This window comes from Cellulomonas sp. P4_B5_2, assembly GCF_056402235.1.
The window spans coordinates 1-18,528 of sequence record NZ_JBFUHU010000026.1 but is presented as its reverse complement, the minus strand read 5'-3'; the positions used below and the strand labels follow the sequence as shown (position 1 = coordinate 18,528).

The 18,528-nt window shown below is 72.0% G+C and carries 19 protein-coding genes; 14 read left to right on the top strand and 5 right to left on the bottom strand.

Annotation, left to right across the window (positions count from 1 at the left end; genetic code table 11):
- Positions 1 to 86 precede the first annotated feature (86 nt).
- From AC1DUQ_RS03315 to AC1DUQ_RS03290, 6 genes are all read left to right on the top strand, one after another.
- Positions 87 to 1,028, top strand: coding sequence for a carbohydrate ABC transporter permease (locus AC1DUQ_RS03315; RefSeq protein ID WP_477060778.1), 942 nt, complete (start codon positions 87 to 89; stop codon positions 1,026 to 1,028).
- Positions 1,025 to 1,936, top strand: a complete 912-nt coding sequence (locus tag AC1DUQ_RS03310; RefSeq protein ID WP_477060779.1) for a carbohydrate ABC transporter permease — start codon at positions 1,025 to 1,027, stop codon at positions 1,934 to 1,936. Before AC1DUQ_RS03315 ends, AC1DUQ_RS03310 begins: the two co-directional genes overlap by 4 nt.
- Before the next feature lies 1 nt (position 1,937).
- Positions 1,938 to 2,936, top strand: coding sequence for an ROK family protein (locus AC1DUQ_RS03305; protein ID WP_477060780.1), 999 nt, complete (start codon positions 1,938 to 1,940; stop codon positions 2,934 to 2,936).
- Positions 2,936 to 3,718 carry a glucosamine-6-phosphate deaminase gene (gene nagB, locus AC1DUQ_RS03300; RefSeq protein ID WP_477060781.1) on the top strand — a complete coding sequence of 261 codons (783 nt, stop codon included), beginning with the start codon at positions 2,936 to 2,938 and terminating at the stop codon, positions 3,716 to 3,718. The genes AC1DUQ_RS03305 and nagB overlap by 1 nt, the downstream gene beginning before the upstream one ends.
- 61 nt (positions 3,719 to 3,779) lie before the next feature.
- Complete coding sequence (locus tag AC1DUQ_RS03295) at positions 3,780 to 4,154, top strand: DUF3039 domain-containing protein (RefSeq protein WP_056092643.1); 375 nt, start codon at positions 3,780 to 3,782, stop codon at positions 4,152 to 4,154.
- A complete protein-coding gene (locus tag AC1DUQ_RS03290) occupies positions 4,151 to 5,971 on the top strand; it encodes a DEAD/DEAH box helicase (protein WP_477060782.1) in 1,821 nt (606 codons plus the stop codon). The genes AC1DUQ_RS03295 and AC1DUQ_RS03290 overlap by 4 nt, the downstream gene beginning before the upstream one ends.
- Before the next feature lie 267 nt (positions 5,972 to 6,238).
- Here the strand turns inward: AC1DUQ_RS03290 and AC1DUQ_RS03285 are convergent, their stop codons facing one another.
- Positions 6,239 to 7,660 (bottom strand): nicotinate phosphoribosyltransferase, encoded by a 1,422-nt coding sequence (locus AC1DUQ_RS03285; protein WP_477073383.1) that lies wholly within the window; start codon positions 7,658 to 7,660, stop codon positions 6,239 to 6,241.
- Between the two features lie 85 nt (positions 7,661 to 7,745).
- On the opposite strand from AC1DUQ_RS03285, the gene clpS reads away from it, so the two are divergent.
- The 7 genes from clpS (at position 7,746) to AC1DUQ_RS03250 (ending at position 13,562) form a co-directional block, all read left to right on the top strand.
- Complete coding sequence (gene clpS, locus AC1DUQ_RS03280; RefSeq protein WP_477062777.1) at positions 7,746 to 8,012, top strand: ATP-dependent Clp protease adapter ClpS; 267 nt, start codon at positions 7,746 to 7,748, stop codon at positions 8,010 to 8,012.
- The gene (locus AC1DUQ_RS03275; protein ID WP_477062770.1) at positions 8,012 to 8,659 is read left to right on the top strand and encodes a DUF2017 domain-containing protein; all 648 of its coding nucleotides are present in this window, start codon (positions 8,012 to 8,014) and stop codon (positions 8,657 to 8,659) included. The genes clpS and AC1DUQ_RS03275 overlap by 1 nt, the downstream gene beginning before the upstream one ends.
- A gap of 25 nt (positions 8,660 to 8,684) precedes the next feature.
- Entirely contained in the window at positions 8,685 to 9,500 is an 816-nt protein-coding gene (gene murI, locus AC1DUQ_RS03270; RefSeq protein ID WP_056092652.1) for a glutamate racemase, read from the top strand.
- Positions 9,497 to 10,285, top strand: a complete 789-nt coding sequence (locus AC1DUQ_RS03265; protein WP_477062768.1) for an MBL fold metallo-hydrolase — start codon at positions 9,497 to 9,499, stop codon at positions 10,283 to 10,285. The genes murI and AC1DUQ_RS03265 overlap by 4 nt, the downstream gene beginning before the upstream one ends.
- A 191-nt stretch (positions 10,286 to 10,476) precedes the next feature.
- On the top strand, positions 10,477 to 11,283 hold the full coding sequence (rph, locus tag AC1DUQ_RS03260) for a ribonuclease PH (protein ID WP_477062767.1): 807 nt from the start codon (positions 10,477 to 10,479) through the stop codon (positions 11,281 to 11,283).
- Entirely contained in the window at positions 11,280 to 11,894 is a 615-nt protein-coding gene (gene rdgB / locus AC1DUQ_RS03255; RefSeq protein WP_477073382.1) for an RdgB/HAM1 family non-canonical purine NTP pyrophosphatase, read from the top strand. Before rph ends, rdgB begins: the two co-directional genes overlap by 4 nt.
- 6 nt (positions 11,895 to 11,900) lie before the next feature.
- Positions 11,901 to 13,562, top strand: coding sequence for an ABC-F family ATP-binding cassette domain-containing protein (locus AC1DUQ_RS03250; RefSeq protein WP_477062765.1), 1,662 nt, complete (start codon positions 11,901 to 11,903; stop codon positions 13,560 to 13,562).
- Here AC1DUQ_RS03250 and AC1DUQ_RS03245 read toward each other — a convergent pair.
- Positions 13,552 to 14,190: a Pr6Pr family membrane protein gene (locus AC1DUQ_RS03245; RefSeq protein WP_477073381.1), complete on the bottom strand. Its 639-nt coding sequence runs from the start codon at positions 14,188 to 14,190 to the stop codon at positions 13,552 to 13,554. The genes AC1DUQ_RS03250 and AC1DUQ_RS03245 overlap by 11 nt on opposite strands.
- Entirely contained in the window at positions 14,187 to 14,741 is a 555-nt protein-coding gene (locus AC1DUQ_RS03240; RefSeq protein WP_056092661.1) for an NUDIX hydrolase family protein, read from the bottom strand. The genes AC1DUQ_RS03245 and AC1DUQ_RS03240 overlap by 4 nt, the downstream gene beginning before the upstream one ends.
- Before the next feature lie 146 nt (positions 14,742 to 14,887).
- Between AC1DUQ_RS03240 and trxA the strand changes: the two genes are divergently transcribed.
- The gene (gene trxA, locus AC1DUQ_RS03235; protein WP_055921401.1) at positions 14,888 to 15,259 is read left to right on the top strand and encodes a thioredoxin; all 372 of its coding nucleotides are present in this window, start codon (positions 14,888 to 14,890) and stop codon (positions 15,257 to 15,259) included.
- A 55-nt stretch (positions 15,260 to 15,314) separates the two neighbouring features.
- Here the strand turns inward: trxA and AC1DUQ_RS03230 are convergent, their stop codons facing one another.
- Positions 15,315 to 16,802 (bottom strand): non-reducing end alpha-L-arabinofuranosidase family hydrolase, encoded by a 1,488-nt coding sequence (locus AC1DUQ_RS03230; RefSeq protein WP_477073380.1) that lies wholly within the window; start codon positions 16,800 to 16,802, stop codon positions 15,315 to 15,317.
- Between the two features lie 70 nt (positions 16,803 to 16,872).
- Positions 16,873 to 18,366, bottom strand: coding sequence for a glycoside hydrolase family 10 protein (locus tag AC1DUQ_RS03225; RefSeq protein ID WP_477062762.1), 1,494 nt, complete (start codon positions 18,364 to 18,366; stop codon positions 16,873 to 16,875).
- Between the last annotated feature and the right edge of the window lie 162 nt (positions 18,367 to 18,528).

The window sequence follows — 18,528 nt, the reverse complement described above, 5'->3', positions numbered from 1 at the left end:
GGCCAGACCGGACCAGGTGATCCCGGTGCGGCCGGGCCTGCCCTCGCAGGCCGGCCCGGTTGCGCCACCAGACAGGAGCTCTCCCCATGGCAGCCACTGCCCCCGCGCTGCAGCAGGACGACGCAGCCGTCGTCTTCCCGCGCCGCCGCCGCCGCAAGCTCGGCGTGTACGGCCTGCTCGTCCCCGCCGCGATCCTCATGGGCGTCGCGCTCGGCTACCCGCTGGTCCGCCAGTTCGTCATCTCCTTCCAGGAGTACGGCCTGCGCCAGCAGTTCGGGCAGCCCGCCGAGTGGGTGGGCCTGCAGAACTACACCGAGCTGCTGACGGACCCCTACGTGTGGACCGTCATCGGCAGGTCGATCGCGTTCTGCCTGGTGAACGCCGCGGTGACCATGCTCGTCGGCGTCGCGTTCGCGGTGCTCATGACCCGGATCGGCCGGGCCTCGCGCATCACGCTGCAGGTGGCGCTGCTGCTCGCCTGGGGCACGCCGGTTCTGGCGTCGATGACCGTGTGGCAGTGGTTGTTCGACTCGCAGTACGGCGTCATCAACTACGTGCTCGCCCACGTCTTCGGGCTGGACGACATGGCCGGCCACTCGTGGATCATCCAGCCGCTGTCGTTCTACTTCGTCGCGACCGTCATCGTGGTCTGGATGTCCGTGCCGTTCGTGGCGTTCTCGGTCTACGCGGGGCTGCTGCAGGTGCCCGAGGAGACGATGGAGGCGGCCCAGCTCGACGGGGCGTCGTCCCGCCAGCGGTTCTGGAACATCACCATCCCGATGGTCCGGCCGGTGCTGTCGATCGTCCTGCTGCTGCAGGTCATCTGGGACTTCAAGGTCTTCACGCAGATCTACGTGCTCCAGCGCGCGGGCGCACCGACCCGCGAGACCAACCTGCTGGGCACCCTCATCTACTCGTACGCCAGCGAGTTCTCGCTGGCCGGCGCGCTGGCCACGATCATGCTGGTGATCACGCTCGCCCTCACCGGGTTCTACATCCGGCAGATGCTGAAGGAGGACGAGCTGTGAGCGCCCTCGCCACACCCGCCCCGACCACGCTGGACCCCGTGGCGGGCCGCCCGGTGCGCTCCTCGGAGGCCGGACGCGCGCAGTCCCGCGGCGGTCGCCGCGCGCTCGGCGTGCTGGCCGTCGTCCTGTCGGTCGCCTGGGTGTTCCCCATCTACTGGATGATCAACAGCGCCTTCCTGCCGCTGAACAAGCTGCAGACGCCGACCCCCACGTTCTTCCCGGTCCAGGGGACACTGTCGAACTTCCGGCGCGTGCTCGACGACCCGAGCTTCTGGGCGTCCATGCGGGTGTCCCTCGCGGTGGTCGCGATCGTGTTGGTCGCCGCCCTGATCTTCGCGTTCCTGGCGGCGCTCGCGGTGAGCCGGTTCCGGTTCCGCGGCCGCAAGGGCTTCATCCTGACGATCCTCGTGGTGCAGATGATCCCGGCCGAGGGCCTGTTCATCTCGCAGTACCAGATGCTCGACGGCTGGAACCTGGTGAACAAGGTGGCGGGCCTCGCGCTCGTCTACACCGCGGCGATCCTGCCCTTCACCATCTGGATGCTGCGTGGCTTCGTGGCCGGCGTGCCCATCGAGCTCGAGGAGGCCGGGATGGTCGACGGCCTGTCACGCACCGGCGCGTTCTTCCGCATCACGTTCCCGCTGCTGGCCCCCGGGCTGGTCGCCGCCGGCGTGTACGGCTTCCTGCAGGCGTGGAACGAGTACACCCTTGCCCTCGTCGTCATGACCGACCCGGCCCAGCGCACCCTCCCGCTCTGGTTGCAGGGGCTCGTCGAGTCCAACCGGGCCACCGACTGGGGCGTGGTCATGGCAGGGTCCGCACTGATCGCGATCCCCGTGATCGTGTTCTTCCTCTTCGTCCAGAACAAGATGACGTCCGGGCTCGTCGCGGGTGCGGTGAAGGGCTGACGTGAGCACGCAGGGGATCCCGACGCCGCCGAGGCGCACGTCGGACGGGGGAGCGCGGCCGTGGTCGGTCGGACTGGACGTCGGGGGCACCAAGGTGCTCGGCGTGCTGCTGGACGCCGGCGGGGTGGTCCGCCACCAGCTGCGGTCGGCCACGGTCGCCGGAGCTGCCGGGGTGGTCGCCACGGCGGTCGCCGTGGTCGAGGAGCTGGCCGCGGGCGCGGGCATCGCGGTCGGCGAGCTGGCCGGGGTGGGCATCGGCCTGCCCGGGGTGGTCGACCCCACCGACGGCACCGTCGAGCACGCGGTCAACCTCGGCATCGAGGAGCGCACCCCGCTCGCGGCCCTGGTCGCCGAGCGGCTCGGGGTGCGCGTCCGCGTGGAGAACGACCTGACGGTCGCGGTCGTCGGCGCCGCCCACACGGTGGACGGCGAGCACGCCTCGACGGACGACGCCGTGGTGCACGACCTCGCGTTCCTGGCGCTCGGCACGGGCCTGGCCGCCGGTCTGCTCCTCGAGGGCCGGCTGCGACGGGGGTCCACGGGCGGGGCGGGGGAGATCGGTCACCTGACGCTCGTGCCCGACGGGCTGCCGTGCAAGTGCGGCCAGCTGGGCTGCCTCGAGCAGTACGCCTCCGGGTCGGCGCTGGACGCCGCCTGGCCCAGCCGGTACGGACGTCCCGCCCCCGAGGAGCTGTTCGCCGCGGCCGAGGCCGGTGACGCGCGCGCGGTCGAGATCCGGGACCAGTTCGCGTGGGCGGTCGCCGCCGCGGTGCGGATCCTGGTGCTGACCTGCGACGTCGAGCTGGTGGTGATCGGCGGCGGCGTGAGCGCGCTCGGCCAGCCGCTGCTGCGGGCGGTCACGGCGGAGCTCGAGAGGGAGGCGCAGGCGTCTCCGTTCCTCGCCACCATGGGTCTGGCGAAGCGTGTGAGTCTTGCCCCCGCCGACGTTCCCGTCGGCGCGGTCGGTGCGGCCCTGCTGGGCAGAGGGGAGTACGTCTGATGGAGGTCGTCATCGCGCCGGGTCCGGAGCTGGGACGCCTGGCCGCCTCGGCCGTCGAGCAGCTCGTGCGGGCGCAGCCCGACGCGGTGCTGGGGCTCGCCACCGGATCGAGCCCGCTCGCCGTCTACGACGAGCTGGCCCGCCGGCACACCGAGCACGGGCTGTCGTTCGCCCGCACCCGCGCGTTCATGCTCGACGAGTACGTCGGGCTCGCCGCCGACCACCCGGAGCGCTACCGCAACGTCATCGAGAAGGACCTCGTCTCCCGCGTCGACTTCGCACCCGGCGCGGTGCAGGGGCCGGACGGACTTGCCGAGGACCTCGTCGGGGCCTGCGCGGCGTACGAGGACGCGATCGCGTCCGTGGGCGGCGTGGACCTGCAGATCCTGGGCATCGGCACCGACGGGCACGTCGCGTTCAACGAGCCCGGCTCCTCGCTCGCGTCGCGGACGCGCATCAAGACGCTCACCCGGCAGACGCGCGAGGACAACGCCCGGTTCTTCGGCGGCGACGTCGACCAGGTCCCGCAGCACGTCCTCACGCAGGGGCTGGCGACGATCATGTCCGCTCGCCACCTGATCCTGGTGGCCACCGGCAAGGGCAAGGCCGAGGCCGTGCACCAGCTGGTCGAGGGGCCGGTCAGCGCCATGTGGCCCGCGACGGTCCTGCAGCACCACCCGCACGTCACGGTGCTCGTCGACGACGCCGCTGCGAGCCGCCTGCAGCTGGCCGGCTACTACCGCGAGACGTTCGCCTCCAAGCCTGCCTGGCAGGGTCTCTGAGCCCCGTCCCACCGGCGGACGCGCCGGGACCGTGTCCGAGCCCCGACGTACACTTCACGCCATGACCGAGCCCCTGCCGCAGCGCACCGGACCCGACGACCCGTTCTCCTCGGACCCGGGCACGTCGACCAGCGTGCTGGAGCGCGAGGAGACCACGGAGCAGGTCGAGCCGGGGGACCACGAGCGGTTCGCGCACTACGTGCGCAAGGAGAAGATCCTCGACTCCGCGATCAGCGGCAAGCCGGTCATCGCCCTCTGCGGCAAGGTCTGGGTGCCCGGCCGGGACCCGAACAAGTTCCCGGTCTGCCCGGTCTGCAAGGAGATCTACGAGGGTCTCCGGGAGCCGCAGGACGGCGACAAGAACGAGGGTGGCAAGGACTCCGGCGGCGGCCGGAAGTGGGGCTTCGGCCGCAACCCCGGCAGCGGCGGCGCGTGACGGCCGCCCCGCGCCCGTCCTCCCTCCCCTCGACCCACGCGTCCTCGTCGGCGGCGTCCCAGCTGCCGCCGGCGTTCCCCGCGCGTGCGCCCTGGGGGACGGCGGGCAAGCTGCGCGCCTGGCAGGCGGAGGCGATCGAGCACTACCGGACCGCCAACCCGCGTGACTTCCTCGCGGTGGCCACGCCCGGCGCCGGCAAGACGACGTTCGCGCTGCGGATCGCCACCGAGCTGCTCGAGGCCAAGCTGGTCCGGCGCGTGACGGTCGTCGCGCCCACCGAGCACCTCAAGCGGCAGTGGGCCGACGCGGCTGCCCGGGTGGGCATCACGCTCGACCCCAACTTCAGCAACGCACAGGGCCGGCACGGGCACGGGTTCGACGGCGTCGCGGTGACCTACGCCCAGGTGGCCAGCAAGCCCGCGCTGCACGCCGCCCGGACCGCGGCCGCGCCGACGCTGGTCATCCTCGACGAGGTGCACCACGGCGGCGACGCCCTGTCCTGGGGCGACGCGGTGCGCGAGGCCTTCGAGGGCGCCACCCGCCGGCTCGCACTGACGGGCACGCCGTTCCGCTCCGACACGGCCGCGATCCCGTTCGTGCGCTACGACCGCGGAGGCGACGGCATCCGGCGCAGCGTGGCCGACTACACGTACGGGTACGGCGACGCGCTGCGCGACCACGTGGTGCGGCCGGTGATCTTCCTGTCCTACAGCGGCTCGATGCGGTGGCGCACCAAGGCCGGCGACGAGATCAGTGCCCGCCTGGGGGAGCCGCTCACCAAGGACATCACCGCACAGGCGTGGCGCACGGCCCTGGACCCGAACGGCGAGTGGATCCCGAGCGTGCTGGCGGCGGCCGACCGTCGCCTGACCGAGGTGCGCCGGGCCATCCCCGACGCGGGCGCCATGGTGATCGCCACGGACCAGACCGACGCGCGCGCGTACGCCGGCCACCTCGCGCGGATCACCGGGAAGTCCCCGACCATCGTGCTCTCGGACGACGACGGCGCGAGCGACCGCATCGACGCGTTCTCGGCGGGCGACTCCCGCTGGCTCGTGGCCGTCCGGATGGTCTCCGAGGGCGTGGACGTGCCCCGGCTGGCCGTGGGCGTGTACGCGACCAGCACCGCCACGCCGCTGTTCTTCGCGCAGGCGGTCGGCCGGTTCGTGCGGGCGCGCCGGCGCGGGGAGACCGCCTCGGTGTTCCTGCCGAGCGTGCCGCAGCTGCTCGCGCTGGCCAACACCCTGGAGCTCGAGCGGGACCACGCGCTGGACCGCCCGAAGACGCTCGAGGAGCAGGGGATCGACGTCGGGCTCGACGACGGGCTGCTGGACGAGGCGAACCAGGAGCGCAACGGCGCCGACGAGATCGGTCCGGACGGCAAGCAGGGGGCGTTCGAGGCGCTCGAGGCGCAGGCGTCCTTCGACCGGGTGCTCTTCGACGGTGGCGAGTTCGGCACGGGCGCGGAGATGGGCTCCGACGAGGAGCTGGACTTCCTGGGGCTCCCGGGGCTGCTCGACGTGGACCAGGTCTCCGCGCTCCTGCGGCAACGACAGGCCGACCAGATCAGCGGTCGGAAGAACAAGGGCGCGTCCGCGGAGGCGCTGGCGGAGATGGACCACCGCAAGCAGGCGGAGCTGCGCAAGGAGCTGTCGCAGCTGGTGGGGGCGTGGGCGCGCAAGAGCGGACAGCCGCACGGGTCGGTGCACAACGAGCTGCGACGTCGGTGCGGTGGGCCGGAGGTCGCCCTGGCCGATCCCGACCAGCTCACCGCGCGCGTGGCGATGGTCCGCGGGTGGTTCGTCGGCAAGCGCTGACGTGCGCCGGGCCCGCGCTCGATGAGCATCGCGCGATTACATCCACGAGTGGGTGACTTGCAAGGGCCGTCTCATCATGCGGACGGGCCATTTCGGTACTAAAGCCGCAGGTCAGAGCCCTGGACGCGCGACCACATAGCATTTCGGTTCCCCGGCGCAACTTTTCTCTCGACGTGCCGAGTGCGGTCAGGGCTGCCACCGTTGTCCTGTGACACACGGCGCCGGGTACCCCCGGAGTGCCTGATCGGTGACCACAGATCGAAAGGGTCAACCATGCCTACCTGGCTCATCCTCATCCTTGTCGGCGTCGTCCTCGTCATCCTTGGCGTGGCGACGAACATCGGCCAGTTCCTCATCTGGATCGGCGTCATCGTGCTCGTCGTCAGCCTGATCCTCGGGCTGGTCGGCCGGGGCCGCTCGCGCGTCTAGCTCGACGGAACACACTCCGCAGTACCGGCGCACGCCGTCCGGCCCTGTCCAGTCGGTGTCGACCACCCCGTCGGTGACGAGCGGGACGTGCAGGGCGCGCAGCGACGCGTCGGAGGACGACCAGGTGCGGACGTCGTCGTCGCGGCCCGTGACGAGCACCTCCTCCACTGCCCGGCCGTCGGCCCCCAGTCTCCGCGCGGCCGCCTTGCGGCCCCCGACGCTGATCTTCCCGCGCGCCGCCTTGGCCACCGGCGCCAGCGCTCCGTCGGCCCCCTCGCGGGCGACCAGCTTGTAGACCATCCCGCACGTCGGTGCCCCCGACCCGGTGACCACCGACGTGCCCACCCCGTAGGAGTCCACCGGAGCGACCGCGAGCGACGCGATCGCGTACTCGTCCAGGTCAGACGTCACCGTGATCTTCGTGCCTTGCGCGCCTGCCTCGTCGAGCTGCGCCCGCACCTCGTGCGCCAGGACGCCGAGGTCGCCGGAGTCGAGCCGCACCGCGCCCAGCCCGGTCCCGGCCGCCGCCAGCGCGAGCTCCACGCCGCGCCGGACGTCGAAGGTGTCGACGAGCAGCGTGGTGCCGGTGCCGAGCGACGCGACCTGCGCGGCGAACGCCGCCGCCTCGTCGTCGTGCAGCAGCGTGAAGGCGTGGGCCGCGGTGCCGATCGTCGGCAGGCCGTACCGCCGTCCTGCCTCGAGGTTGGACGTGCCCACGAACCCCGCGACCACCGCCGCCCTGGCCGCCGCGACCGCCGCGTCCTCGTGCGCTCGACGCGACCCCATCTCGAGGCACGGCCGGTCGACGGCGGCGCTGGTCATGCGGGACGCAGCGGACGCGACCGCCGAGTCGTAGTTGAGGATCGACAGGACGAGGGTCTCCAGCAGCACGGCYTCGGCGAACGTGCCCTCGACCACCATCACCGGGGACGACGGGAAGAACACCTCACCCTCGGCGTACCCGACGACAGAGCCGGTGAACCGGTAGTCGGCGAGGAACGTGAGGGTCGCGTCGTCGACCACGCGCTCGTCGGCGAGCCAGTCGAGCTCGGGCGCCCCGAACCGGAACCTCTCGAGGGACTCCAGGACCCGCCCGGTCCCCGCGAGCACGCCGTACCGCCGGCCGGCCGGGAGCCGCCTGGTGAACACCTCGAAGACGCAGCGCCGGTCCGCGGTCCCGTCGGCGAGGGCGGCCTGCAGCATGGTGAGCTCGTAGCGGTCGGTGAGCAGCGCCACGCTGGGCGGGTGCGGGTCGGTCATGGGCCCAACGTAGGGCGCGTGTGCCCGACCGGCGCGGCGCCCACCTACAGTGGACGGCGTGCCAGTGCAGACCCTTCCCGACGCCATGGTCGAGGAGGAGGAGAAGACCGACGTCGCCGATCCGTGGGTGACGATCGTGTGGAACGACCCGGTCAACCTCATGAGCTACGTGACGTACGTGTTCGAGTCGTACTTCGGGCATCCGAGGGCGAAGGCCGAGAAGCTCATGAAGCAGGTGCACGAGCAGGGCCGGGCGGTCGTCTCCACCGGTTCGCTCGAGGCGATGGAGGTCGATGTGCAGGCGATGCACGGGTTCGGGCTCTGGGCGACGCTCCAGCGCAGCGGGCAGTGATGCGCGGCTTCAAGCGCCGCCGCGGCATGTACGCCGCGCGCCTCGACGCGGACGAGCGCGAGGTCGTCGCGGCTCTCGTCGCGGACGTCGCCGAGCTGCTGGGCGGCGGTCGCCTGGAGTCGCGGGACCCGGTCCCTGCCGGGGACGGAAGCCCGCGGATGCGGATCGAGCCGCTGGCACCCCCGTCGGACCCCGCCGTGCGACGCCTCCTGCCCGACGCCTCGCGCGACGACCCGGAGATCTCCGCGGAGTTCCGGCGGCTGACCGAGGACGACCTGCGGGCCGACAAGATCGCCCGCCTCGCCCGGTTCTGGGACGCGCTGACGACGCCCACCGACGGCTGGCGCGCTGACGCGCTCGTCATCGCCCCGGACGACGCGCGGGACGTCGCTGCGGCGATCACGGACCTGCGCCTGGTGCTCGCCGAGCGCCTCGGCATCCGGACCGACGAGCAGGCCGAGCACCTGTACGACACCCTGCTCGACTCGCCGCAGGCCGAGGTCGCGCAGGAGGCGGCCGAGACCCTCGACCCCGCCGCCCGCCGGTACCTGGTCGCCGTGTACGGCGCGCTGAGCTGGCTTCAGGAGTCGCTCGTCGAGGTGCTGCTGCACGACCTGCGCGCCGCCGGTCGCCCGGGCGAACCGTGAGCGCGCAGCGGTTAGGCTCGTCCGCGTGAACGACGCCCCCCTCGGCATCTTCGACTCCGGCGTCGGCGGGCTCACCGTTGCCCGGTCGATCCTCGACCAGCTGCCCCAGGAGTCCACCCTCTACATCGGCGACACGCTGAACACCCCGTACGGGTCGAAGCCGCTCGCCGCCGTGCGGGCGCACGCGCTCGAGGTCATGGACGACCTGGTCGACGCCGGCGTGAAGCTGCTGGTCATCGCGTGCAACACCGCGTCGTCGGCCATGCTGCGGGACGCCCGCGAGAGGTACACGCTGCGCCGGGGCATCCCGGTGGTCGAGGTGATCCTGCCCGCCGCGCGACGTGCCGTGGCGGCCACCCGGTCGGGGCGCATCGGGGTCATCGCCACCAAGTCCACGGTCGAGTCGCGCTCGTACGACGACGCCTTCGCCGTGGCGCCCGGGATCGAGCTGACCACCCGGGCGTGCCCGGAGTTCGTGCGCCTGGTCGAGGCCGGCATCACCTCCGGCCCCGAGGTGCTCGCGTACGCCCACGAGTACCTGGACCCGGTCCGGGAGGCCGGCGTCGACACCCTGGTCCTCGGCTGCACCCACTACCCGTTGCTCACCGGGGCGATCTCCTACGTCATGGGCGAGGAGGTCACCCTCGTGTCGAGCGCCGAGGAGACCGCCAAGGACGTCTACCGCACGCTCGTCGCGCACGACCTGGAGCGTGACCCCGCGGCGGGTCCGCCCACGCACCGGTTCCTGGCCACGGGCGACCCGGCGCAGTTCCGCACCCTCGCCCGGCGCTTCCTCGGCCCGGAGGTCGAGACCGTCGAGTCCAGCGCGGCACTGCGATGAGGCTCACTGTCCTCGGCTGCGCCGGCTCGTTCCCCGGCCCCGACTCGGCGGCCTCGGGGTACCTCGTCCAGGCCGACGACGCCGACGGGCGCACGTGGACCGTCCTGCTCGACCTCGGCAACGGCGCCCTGAGCGCCCTCCAGCGGTACGGCGACCCCACCGGCCTCGACGCGATCGGTCTGTCGCACCTGCACGCCGACCACGTGGCCGACATGGTGGTGCTCAACGTGCTGCGCAGGTACCGCCCGGAGGGGCCCTGCGCCCCGGTCACGGTGCACGGGCCGACCGGGACCTCGGAGCGCCTCGCGCAGCTGGCCGGGAAGGACCCCGCCACCAGCACCGACGGGCAGTTCGACGTGGTCGAGTGGCGTGCCGGATCGCCCGTCGTCGTGGGGCCGCTCGTGCTGCAGCCCGTGCCCGTCGAGCACCCGATCCCCGCGTTCGGGATCCGGGTCTCCGGGCCGAGCGACGCGGATCCCGCCCGGACYGTCACGCTCGCCTACACGGGGGACACCGACGCGTGCGAGGGCCTCGACGCCCTCGCCGCGGGCGTCGACCTCCTGCTCTCCGAGGCGGCGTACGTCGAGGGTCGCGACGACGCCTCGCGCGGTGTCCACCTGACGGGCCGACGCGCCGGTGAGGCCGCGGCGCGCGGGGGAGCGGGCCTGCTCGTGCTCACGCACATCCCGGCCTGGAACGACCCCGCGGTGACCGTCGCCGAGGCGTCCGCGGTGTACGACGGGCCGATCGAGCTGGCCCACCCCGGCGGAGTGCACGTCCTCTGAGGACCGCAACGTCCGCACTCGAGGGGGTTCCGGCCCTCCGGAGCGCGGACGTCCGGGGTGCCAGCCTGGTCGGCGACGAGTTCTCGCTGCGTCCGGGGGTGTCGGGGCGCGCGGTGCATGCCGCGGCCTCGTCGGCGACGGGTTCTTGCCGGCGTCCGGGGGTGTCGGGGCGCGCCGTTAGGCTCGTCGTCATGACTTCTGCTGCCACCACCTCGTCTGCGACCGGGAGCCCGACGCGCGTCCGCGCCGACGGACGTGCCCCCGACCAGCTCCGTCCCGTGACCCTGACGCGCGGCTTCCTGGAGGCGGGCGAGGGCAGCGTGCTCGTCGAGTTCGGCGGAACCAAGGTGCTCTGCGTCGCGTCGTTCACGCCGGGCGTGCCGCGCTGGAAGAAGGGCTCCGGCGAGGGCTGGGTCACCGCCGAGTACTCGATGCTCCCGCGCGCGACGTCCAGCCGCTCGGACCGCGAGTCGGTCAAGGGGCGCGTCGGGGGCCGCACGCACGAGATCTCCCGGCTGATCGGTCGCTCGCTGCGCGCGATCATCGACGTCTCCGCGCTCGGCGAGAACACGATCGTGCTCGACTGCGACGTGCTTCAGGCCGACGGCGGCACCCGGACCGCCTCGATCACGGGCGCGTACGTCGCGCTCGCCGACGCGGTCGCGTGGGCTGTGGAGAACAAGCACATCCCCAAGAACAAGGTCGTCCTGCGCGACTCCGTGGCCGCCGTGAGCGTCGGCATCGTCGACGGGCTGCCGGTGCTGGACCTGCCCTACGTCGAGGACGTGCGCGCCGAGACGGACATGAACGTCGTGGTCACCGGGTCGGGCACGTTCGTCGAGGTGCAGGGCACCGCCGAGCACGCGCCGTTCGACCGGGCCGAGCTCGACTCGCTGCTGGATCTCGCCGTCGCCGGCACCGCCCAGCTCACGGCCCTGCAGGTCGCGGCGCTGGCCTCGGCACCGGGCGACGGGTCCGCTACCCGGCTGGCCCGGTGAACGCCCGCCTGGTTCTCGCGACGCACAACGCCCACAAGGTCGGCGAGCTGCGCGCGATCCTCGCCCCGGTCCTGCCAGGGCTCGACCCGGAGTCGGTCGTCGGAGCGCGGGACGTCGACGCCCCCGAGCCCGTCGAGGACGGCCTGACGTTCACCGAGAACGCGCTGATCAAGGCGCGCGCGCTCGCGGCGTTCACCGGGTTGCCCGCGGTCGCGGACGACTCCGGGCTGAGCGTGGACGTCCTCGGCGGGGCGCCGGGGATCTTCTCCGCCCGCTGGGCCGGCCGGCACGGCGACGACTCAGCCAACCTCGCGCTCCTGCTCGCGCAGCTGGCCGACATCGCGGAACCGCACCGCGGGGCGCGCTTCGTGTGCGCGGCCGCGCTGGTGACCCCGGACGGGTTCGAGCACGTCGAGACCGGCACGCTCGAGGGTGTGCTCGCGACCGAGCCCCGCGGCSCCGGCGGCTTCGGGTACGACCCGATCCTCGTGCCGACCGGCGACACCCGGTCGTGCGCGGAGCTCACGCCCGCGGAGAAGAACGCGATCAGCCACCGCGGCACGGCGTTCCGCGCGCTCGTCCCGACGCTGGTGCGGGTGCTCGGGGGATGACCCGCGGTGTCTGACGGCCACGTTCAGCTGGTGGCGGACGGGGTGACCTACGGCTACCCCGGGCACCCGGTGCTCGACGGTGTCGACCTCGCGGTCGGTGCGGGGGACCGGGTGGGCGTCGTCGGCGAGAACGGGGCCGGCAAGACGACGTTGCTGCGGGTCCTCGCGGGCGAGCTCGCACCGCAGACCGGCACCGTGCGGCGCAGCGGCACGCTCGCCTCGGTGGAGCAGGAGCTCGACGCACCCGGCGGCGCGACCGTCGGCACCTTCGTCGCGGAGGCCCTCGGCGGCATCCGGGCGGCGGCAGGAGAGCTCGAGGCGGCGATCGCGGGGTTCGACCACGAGTCCGGCGACCTCGCGCGGCTGACCGCCGCTGTCGCCCGCTACGAGCACCTCGCCGCCTGGGACGCCGACCGCCGCGTCGACGAGGCGCTCACGCGGTTCGGGGCCCCGCGGGAGGCGGACCGGCGGCTGGACCAGCTGAGCGTCGGCGAGCGGTACCGGGTGCGGCTGGCGTGCCGGATCGGTGAGCGTGCGGACCTCCTGCTCCTCGACGAGCCCACCAACCACCTCGACGCGGCGGGGATCGACTACCTGACCGCCCGCCTGCGGGAGTGGCCCGGGGCGGTCGTCATCGTCACGCACGACCGCCGTCTGCTCGACGACGTGATGACCGCGATCCTCGACCTCGATCCCGCCATGGACGGCCGCCCCGCGCTGTACGGAGCGACGCGCTACTCCGACTACCGCTTCCTCAAGAGCCAGATGATCCGGCGCTGGCGGGCGCGGTACCGGGCCGAGCGCAAGCGTGCGGTCCAGCTGGCCGAGCGGCTCGACTCGACGTACGAGAACCTCTCCGACGAGTGGCGCCCGCCCAAGGGTTCCCAGACGCACCGGCGTGCCACCCGCGCGCGGGGTCACGTCAAGGCAGCGGACCGGCTGATCCAGAAGCTCGAGGCCGACGCCGTGGAGGTGCCGACGCCGCCGCTGGTGCTCACGTTCCCCGACCTGCCCTCGCTCCCGCCGCAGCCGCCGACCGGGCCGCTCCTGGACCTGCGCGCGCCGCGGGTGACCGGTCGCCTCGACCTCGCCGGGGTGCGCGTCGACGTCCCGGCGTGCGGGCGCCTGCTGGTCACCGGACCCAACGGCTCCGGCAAGTCGACCCTGCTCGCGGCGCTGGCGGGGTCCGTCCGGCTCGACCGCGGGGTGCGCTCGATCGCGCCCGGCGTGCGGCTCGGGGTGCTCGCCCAGGAGGGGCCGACGGAGCACGCCGCGGCCCTCGTCGCCCATCCGCGCGCTGCCGGGGCCGCCGAGCAGCTGTCCGGGTTCGACGCGTACGCCCGCCACGCGTTGACGCTCCTCGAGGCGCAGCTGCTCGATCCCGGTCAGCTGGTCCCGATCGCCGCACTCGGTCTGCTCACGGAGGAGGACCTCGACCGGCCGCTGCGCGAGCTCTCGGTCGGTCAGCGGCGCCGGTTCGACCTTGCGTGCGCGCTGCTCGCGGCGCCGCACGTGCTCATCCTCGACGAGCCGACGAACCACCTGTCCGTCGGGCTGGTCGACGAGCTCACGGCCGCGCTGCGCGCGACGTCCGCCGCGGTGGTCGTCGCCACGCACGACCGCCGGATGCGCGCCGACCTGGCGGACTGGCCGGAGCTCAGTCTCTGACCGGGCGCGGTGCCGGCGGCAGGACCCGCTCGAGCGCCAGGGTCGCGAAGGCGAGCGCGAGGAAGACCACCGCCACCACGCCCGTGCGCACCAGCGCCGAGGCGTACCCGATCTGCGAGACGTCGAGGAACGGGTACGGGTACCAGTCGACGATCGCGCCCCGGACGAACGTGTAGGCGATCCAGGCGAGGGGGTAGACGAGCGACCAGCCGACGACGGCGGGGGAGAGCCGGGGACGGGGCCCGACGACGAGCCAGGCCGCGACCGCGCCGACGGGCGACAGCGTGTGCAGCAGGAAGTTGGAGACGGCGCCCGCCTGCGTCAGCTCCTGCAGGCCCGCGAGGACCGAGTGGTAGACGATCCCCGTCACCGCGATGCACAGCAGCGCGTCGAGCCGTAGCACCGCGAACACGCGCCCGCGCCGGTCCGGGCGCCACAGGAGCATCCCGGACGCGACGGCCGCCAGGATGTTCGACTGGATCGTGAAGTAGCTGAACAGCCGGACCAGCCGCGTCGTGAGGTCCTGCGCGCCGAGCGCCGTGACCACTTCCATGAGGATGCCCACGCCGGCCGCGACGAGGACGATCCCGTGCAGGATGCGTGCCAGCACGAACCTGCCCTCGGTCACGGCAGCCGGCCGACGTATCCCATCGCCTGGCGGAGGAGGAGGCCCTGCCCGCCGTTCATCTCGAACTGGATCTGCTGCGCGCACGCCTCCTCGGGCGTCATCCACGCGAGGTCGATGGCGTCCTGCTGCGGCCGGCAGTCGCCGAGCACCGGCACCACGTACGCGAGCGACACCGCGTGCTGGCGGGGGTCGTGGTACGGCGTCACACCGGGCGTCGGGAAGTACTCCGCGACCGTGAACGGCTGGGGCGACGCGGGGATCTGCGGGAGCGCCACGGGGCCGAGGTCCTTCTCGATGTGCCGCAGCAGCGCGTCGCGCACCCGCTCGTGGTACATCACGCGACCGCTGATCAGCGCCCGGGACATGACTCCCTCCTGCGTGACGCGCAGCAGCAGGCCCACCTGCACGACGTCGCCCGAGTCGTCCACGCGCACGGGGATCGCGTCGATGTAGAGGATCGGCAGCTGCGTGCGGGCGCGACCGATCTCCTCGGGGCTGAGCCAGCCGGCCGGACGTTCGGGGCCGCGGGGGTACTCGGCGGAAGCGGTCACTGACCATGTCTACCTCGCCGGGAGCGCCCGCGACGGGCACGCCGCGCGGATCCACGCCTCCCGAGGTGTGCGTCCCGCCACCCTCGGGAATAGTCGTGGGTGGTTGCGTGCTCTATATGGCGGTAACCGAGGACTGGAGGAACGTCATGGCGACGACTGAGCTGACCGGTAGCACGATCGGCCAGACCATCAAGGACAACGAGATCGTCCTTGTCGACTTCTGGGCAGAGTGGTGCGGGCCGTGCAAGCGGTTCGGGCCCGTCTTCGAGGACTCCTCGGAGAACCACCCTGACGTCGTGCACGCGAAGGTCGACACCGAGGCCGAGCAGGAGCTGGCCGCCGAGCTGCAGATCTTCTCGATCCCGACCCTGATGGCCTTCCGCGACGGGATCCTGGTGTTCAACCAGGCCGGAGCGCTGCCCGCTCCCGCGCTGGAGCAGGTGGTCGAGGCCGTGAAGGCGCTGGACATGGACGAGGTGCGCGAGAAGATCGCTGCCGCCGCCACCACCGACGCCTGACCTGACATCAGAAGGGCCGGTCCCCAGGCGGGGGCCGGCCCTTCTGCGTGCGTGGTTACCGCTGGAGGGTCAGCAGGCCCGGGCGGTACGGCAGCAGGCCGTAGTCCCCGCCGGAGCTGGGAGAACGACCCTGGTAGAGCAGCTGCAGGTTGCAGGGGTCGATCGTCATCGTCTGGTCGGCGCTCGTGCGGATGAGCTCACCGTGGCTGATGTCGTTGGTCCACGACGCACCGCTGTTGGCCTTGCCCGCGAACGGGTTGCTCTCGCTGGCCGCCTGCGGTGTCCACGAGCCGGAGAGGCTCGTGGCGGTGAACGAGCGGAAGTACCGACCGTTGGAGCCGATCGCCTCGACGATCATCAGGTACTGGTTCCGGTCCTTGACCTTGTACACCTGAGGGGCCTCGAACAGGTTGTTCGTGGAGTCGCTCATGATGGTCGTGTAGCTCGAGCCGAAGTTGCCCGGGAAGTTCCCGATGGGCATGCTCGCGCGGTAGATCTTCCCGTTGTCGCCGGCGAAGAACAGGTACATGTTCGTGCCGTCGCCGATGACGGTCTGGTCGATGGGACCGGTGCCGGAGCCGGAGATGCTGCCCGTGAACAGGGCCTGGGCCGACGACCACCCGTTCGGGTTGGTCGGGTCGCTGGACGTCCGGTAGGAGAACGCCGTCCCGCCCCACTGGTAGGTGAGCACCCAGATGTTCTTCGGCGCGAAGTAGAAGAGCGACGGGGCCACGGTGGCGGACGACATGGCGTTCTGCGATGCGGAGCCCAGCTCGGAGAAGTTGTTCACCAGGCCGAAGTTCATCGAGCCCCACGACGAGCCGTTGTCGTGCGTCGTGGCGTAGACGAGCTGCTTGCCGTTGTACGGGGCCGTGGTGAAGTCCTTCAGCGAGKCCCAGCCGGACCTTGGGGTGGCGAGCGAGCCCGTGGAGCTCCACCTGTAGCTCGACGGCAGGGCGCAACCACCCGTCGGCGGGGGCGTGGTGGGGTTGGTGCCGCCGAGGCGGACGAGCTGCCACTGCTGGTTGGTGCCGTTCCAGTCCGCGTACTGGACGATGTTGCCGCCGTCTGCGGTGGAGGCGCCCTGGRCCTCGACGGCCTTGCCGCTGTTGCGGCTGATGAGCTGGATGTAGCCGTCGATGTCCTGGATGGAGAACTGCTGGTTGGTGGAGTTGGCGTCGGTCCACTGGATGATGGCGGCGCCGTCGGCGGTGGACCGGCCGGTGACGTCGAGGACCTTGCCGGACAGGCGGGACTTGAGCCGGTAGTAGCCGCTGCCGGAGTCGACGAACTGCCACTGCTGCTGGGCGCCGTCGTTGCGGGACCACTGGGTGATCCGGGCGCCGTCGGCGGTGGACAGGTTGTAGACGTCCAGTGCCTTGCCGCTGTTGCGGTTGACCAGCACGTACGACGCGTTGGTGTCGATCGACGCGGCGCTCGCTGCCGACGCGGCGACCACGGCGACCGCGCCGGTGATCGCGACCGTCATCGCCATCAGGAACGCCTGGAGGCGCCGCCTCGGTGGATGTTGAGTCCTGCTCATCTGTCCCACTCCTTCGGGGGTCGTGAGGGTGGGGCGCCGGTCGGCGCCCCCCCCCTGCTACGGGTGTCGGTCAGCCGACGCGGACGAGCTGCCACTGCTGGTTGGCACCGTTCCAGCTGCTGTACTGGACGATGTTGGCGCCGTCGGCCGTCGAGGCACCCTGCACCTCGAGGGCCTTGCCGCTGAGCCGGCTGAGCAAGGTGGCGTACCCGTTCGTGATCGTGGCGCGCCACTGCTGGTTGGCCCCGCTGTTGTCGGTCCACTGCACGATCGCGCCACCGTCAGCCGTGGACCTGCCGGAGACGTCCAGGTTCTTGCCGGAGAGCCTCGACCTGATCTCGTAGTACCCGTCGCCGGAGCTGGTGAACTGCCACTGCTGCTGGTTGCCGTCGTTGCGGGTCCACTGGGTGATCCGGGCGCCGTCGGCGGTGGACAGGTTGTAGACGTCGAGCGCCTTCCCGCTGTTCCGGTTGACCAGCACGTACCAGGCAGAGGTGTCGATCGAGGTCGAGCCGCCACCGCCGCCACCACCGCCGCCGCCGCCCGCGTTGAGGGCGTTCAGGACGGACGTGTAGGCGGCCTTCTTGTTGCCGGAGGAGTCGAAGAGCAGAGGGTTGGCCCCCGTGCGCCACGAGTCGGAGTCGCGCACGCCCCACACCGTGATGCCCGTGCAGCGCGACACCGCGAGGCAGGCGTTGGTCACGGCGGCGTACATGCTCGCCTGGTTGCTGCCCTGCTGGATGTCGAGCTCGGTGAGCTGGACGTCCACGCCGAGGTCGGCGAAGCGCTGCAGGTTCGCCTGGAAGTCGCCGGGCAGGCTCGTGCCGAGGTGTGCCTGGAAGCCCACGCAGTCGATCGGGACGCCGCGCGACTTGAAGTCCCGGACCATGGTGTAGACGCCCGTGGACTTCGCGTTGATGCCGTCGGTGTTGTAGTCGTTGTAGCAGAGCTTCGCGTTCGGGTCCGCGTTGCGGGCGGCGCGGAACGCGGCCTCGATCCAGTCGTTGCCGGTGCGCTGCAGGTTGGAGTCGCGACGGCTGCCGCGCCCGTCGTCGGCGAACGCCTCGTTGACCACGTCCCAGGCGTAGATCTTGCCCTTGTAGTGGGTGGCCACCTGCGTCACGTGGTTGAGCAGGGCGCTGCGCAGCGCGCTGCCGGACATGTTCTGCATCCACCCCGGCTGCTGACCGTGCCACGCCAGCGTGTGGCCGCGGACGCGCTTGCCGTTGTTCAGGGCCCAGTTCAGGATGCGGTCGCCGTTGGTGTAGCTGAACTGGTTCTGGCTCGGCTCGGTCGCGTCCATCTTCATCTCGTTCTCGGCCGTGATCATGTCGAACTCACGGTTGGCGATCGTCGAGTAGGTCGAGTCGCCGAGCCTCCCGGCGGCGATCGCGGTGCCGTAGTACCGACCCTTCTCGGCCGCCGACGCGCCGAGCGTCGAGGCCGCCTGCGCCGGGTTCGCCAGCGCGACGAGCATGGTCAGGAGCAGTCCGGTGGTGGCGACGAGCGCGGCTGCTCGTCGACCCCGTCCGTGGTGGTGCGGCTGTTCGGGCGTCGTGGGCATGATGACTCGCTCTCTGTCGGGACCAGCACGCCGGCATGTCGGCTCGCGTCCGCTGACGTGTCGTCGTCGACACGGAGGAGGCGGTGGTGTGAGCGCTCACATCTGCGTGGCAGCCAAGCTCGGAGTTGAGGTGGTTCGCCGGAAAAGTAGCGGGATCTACAC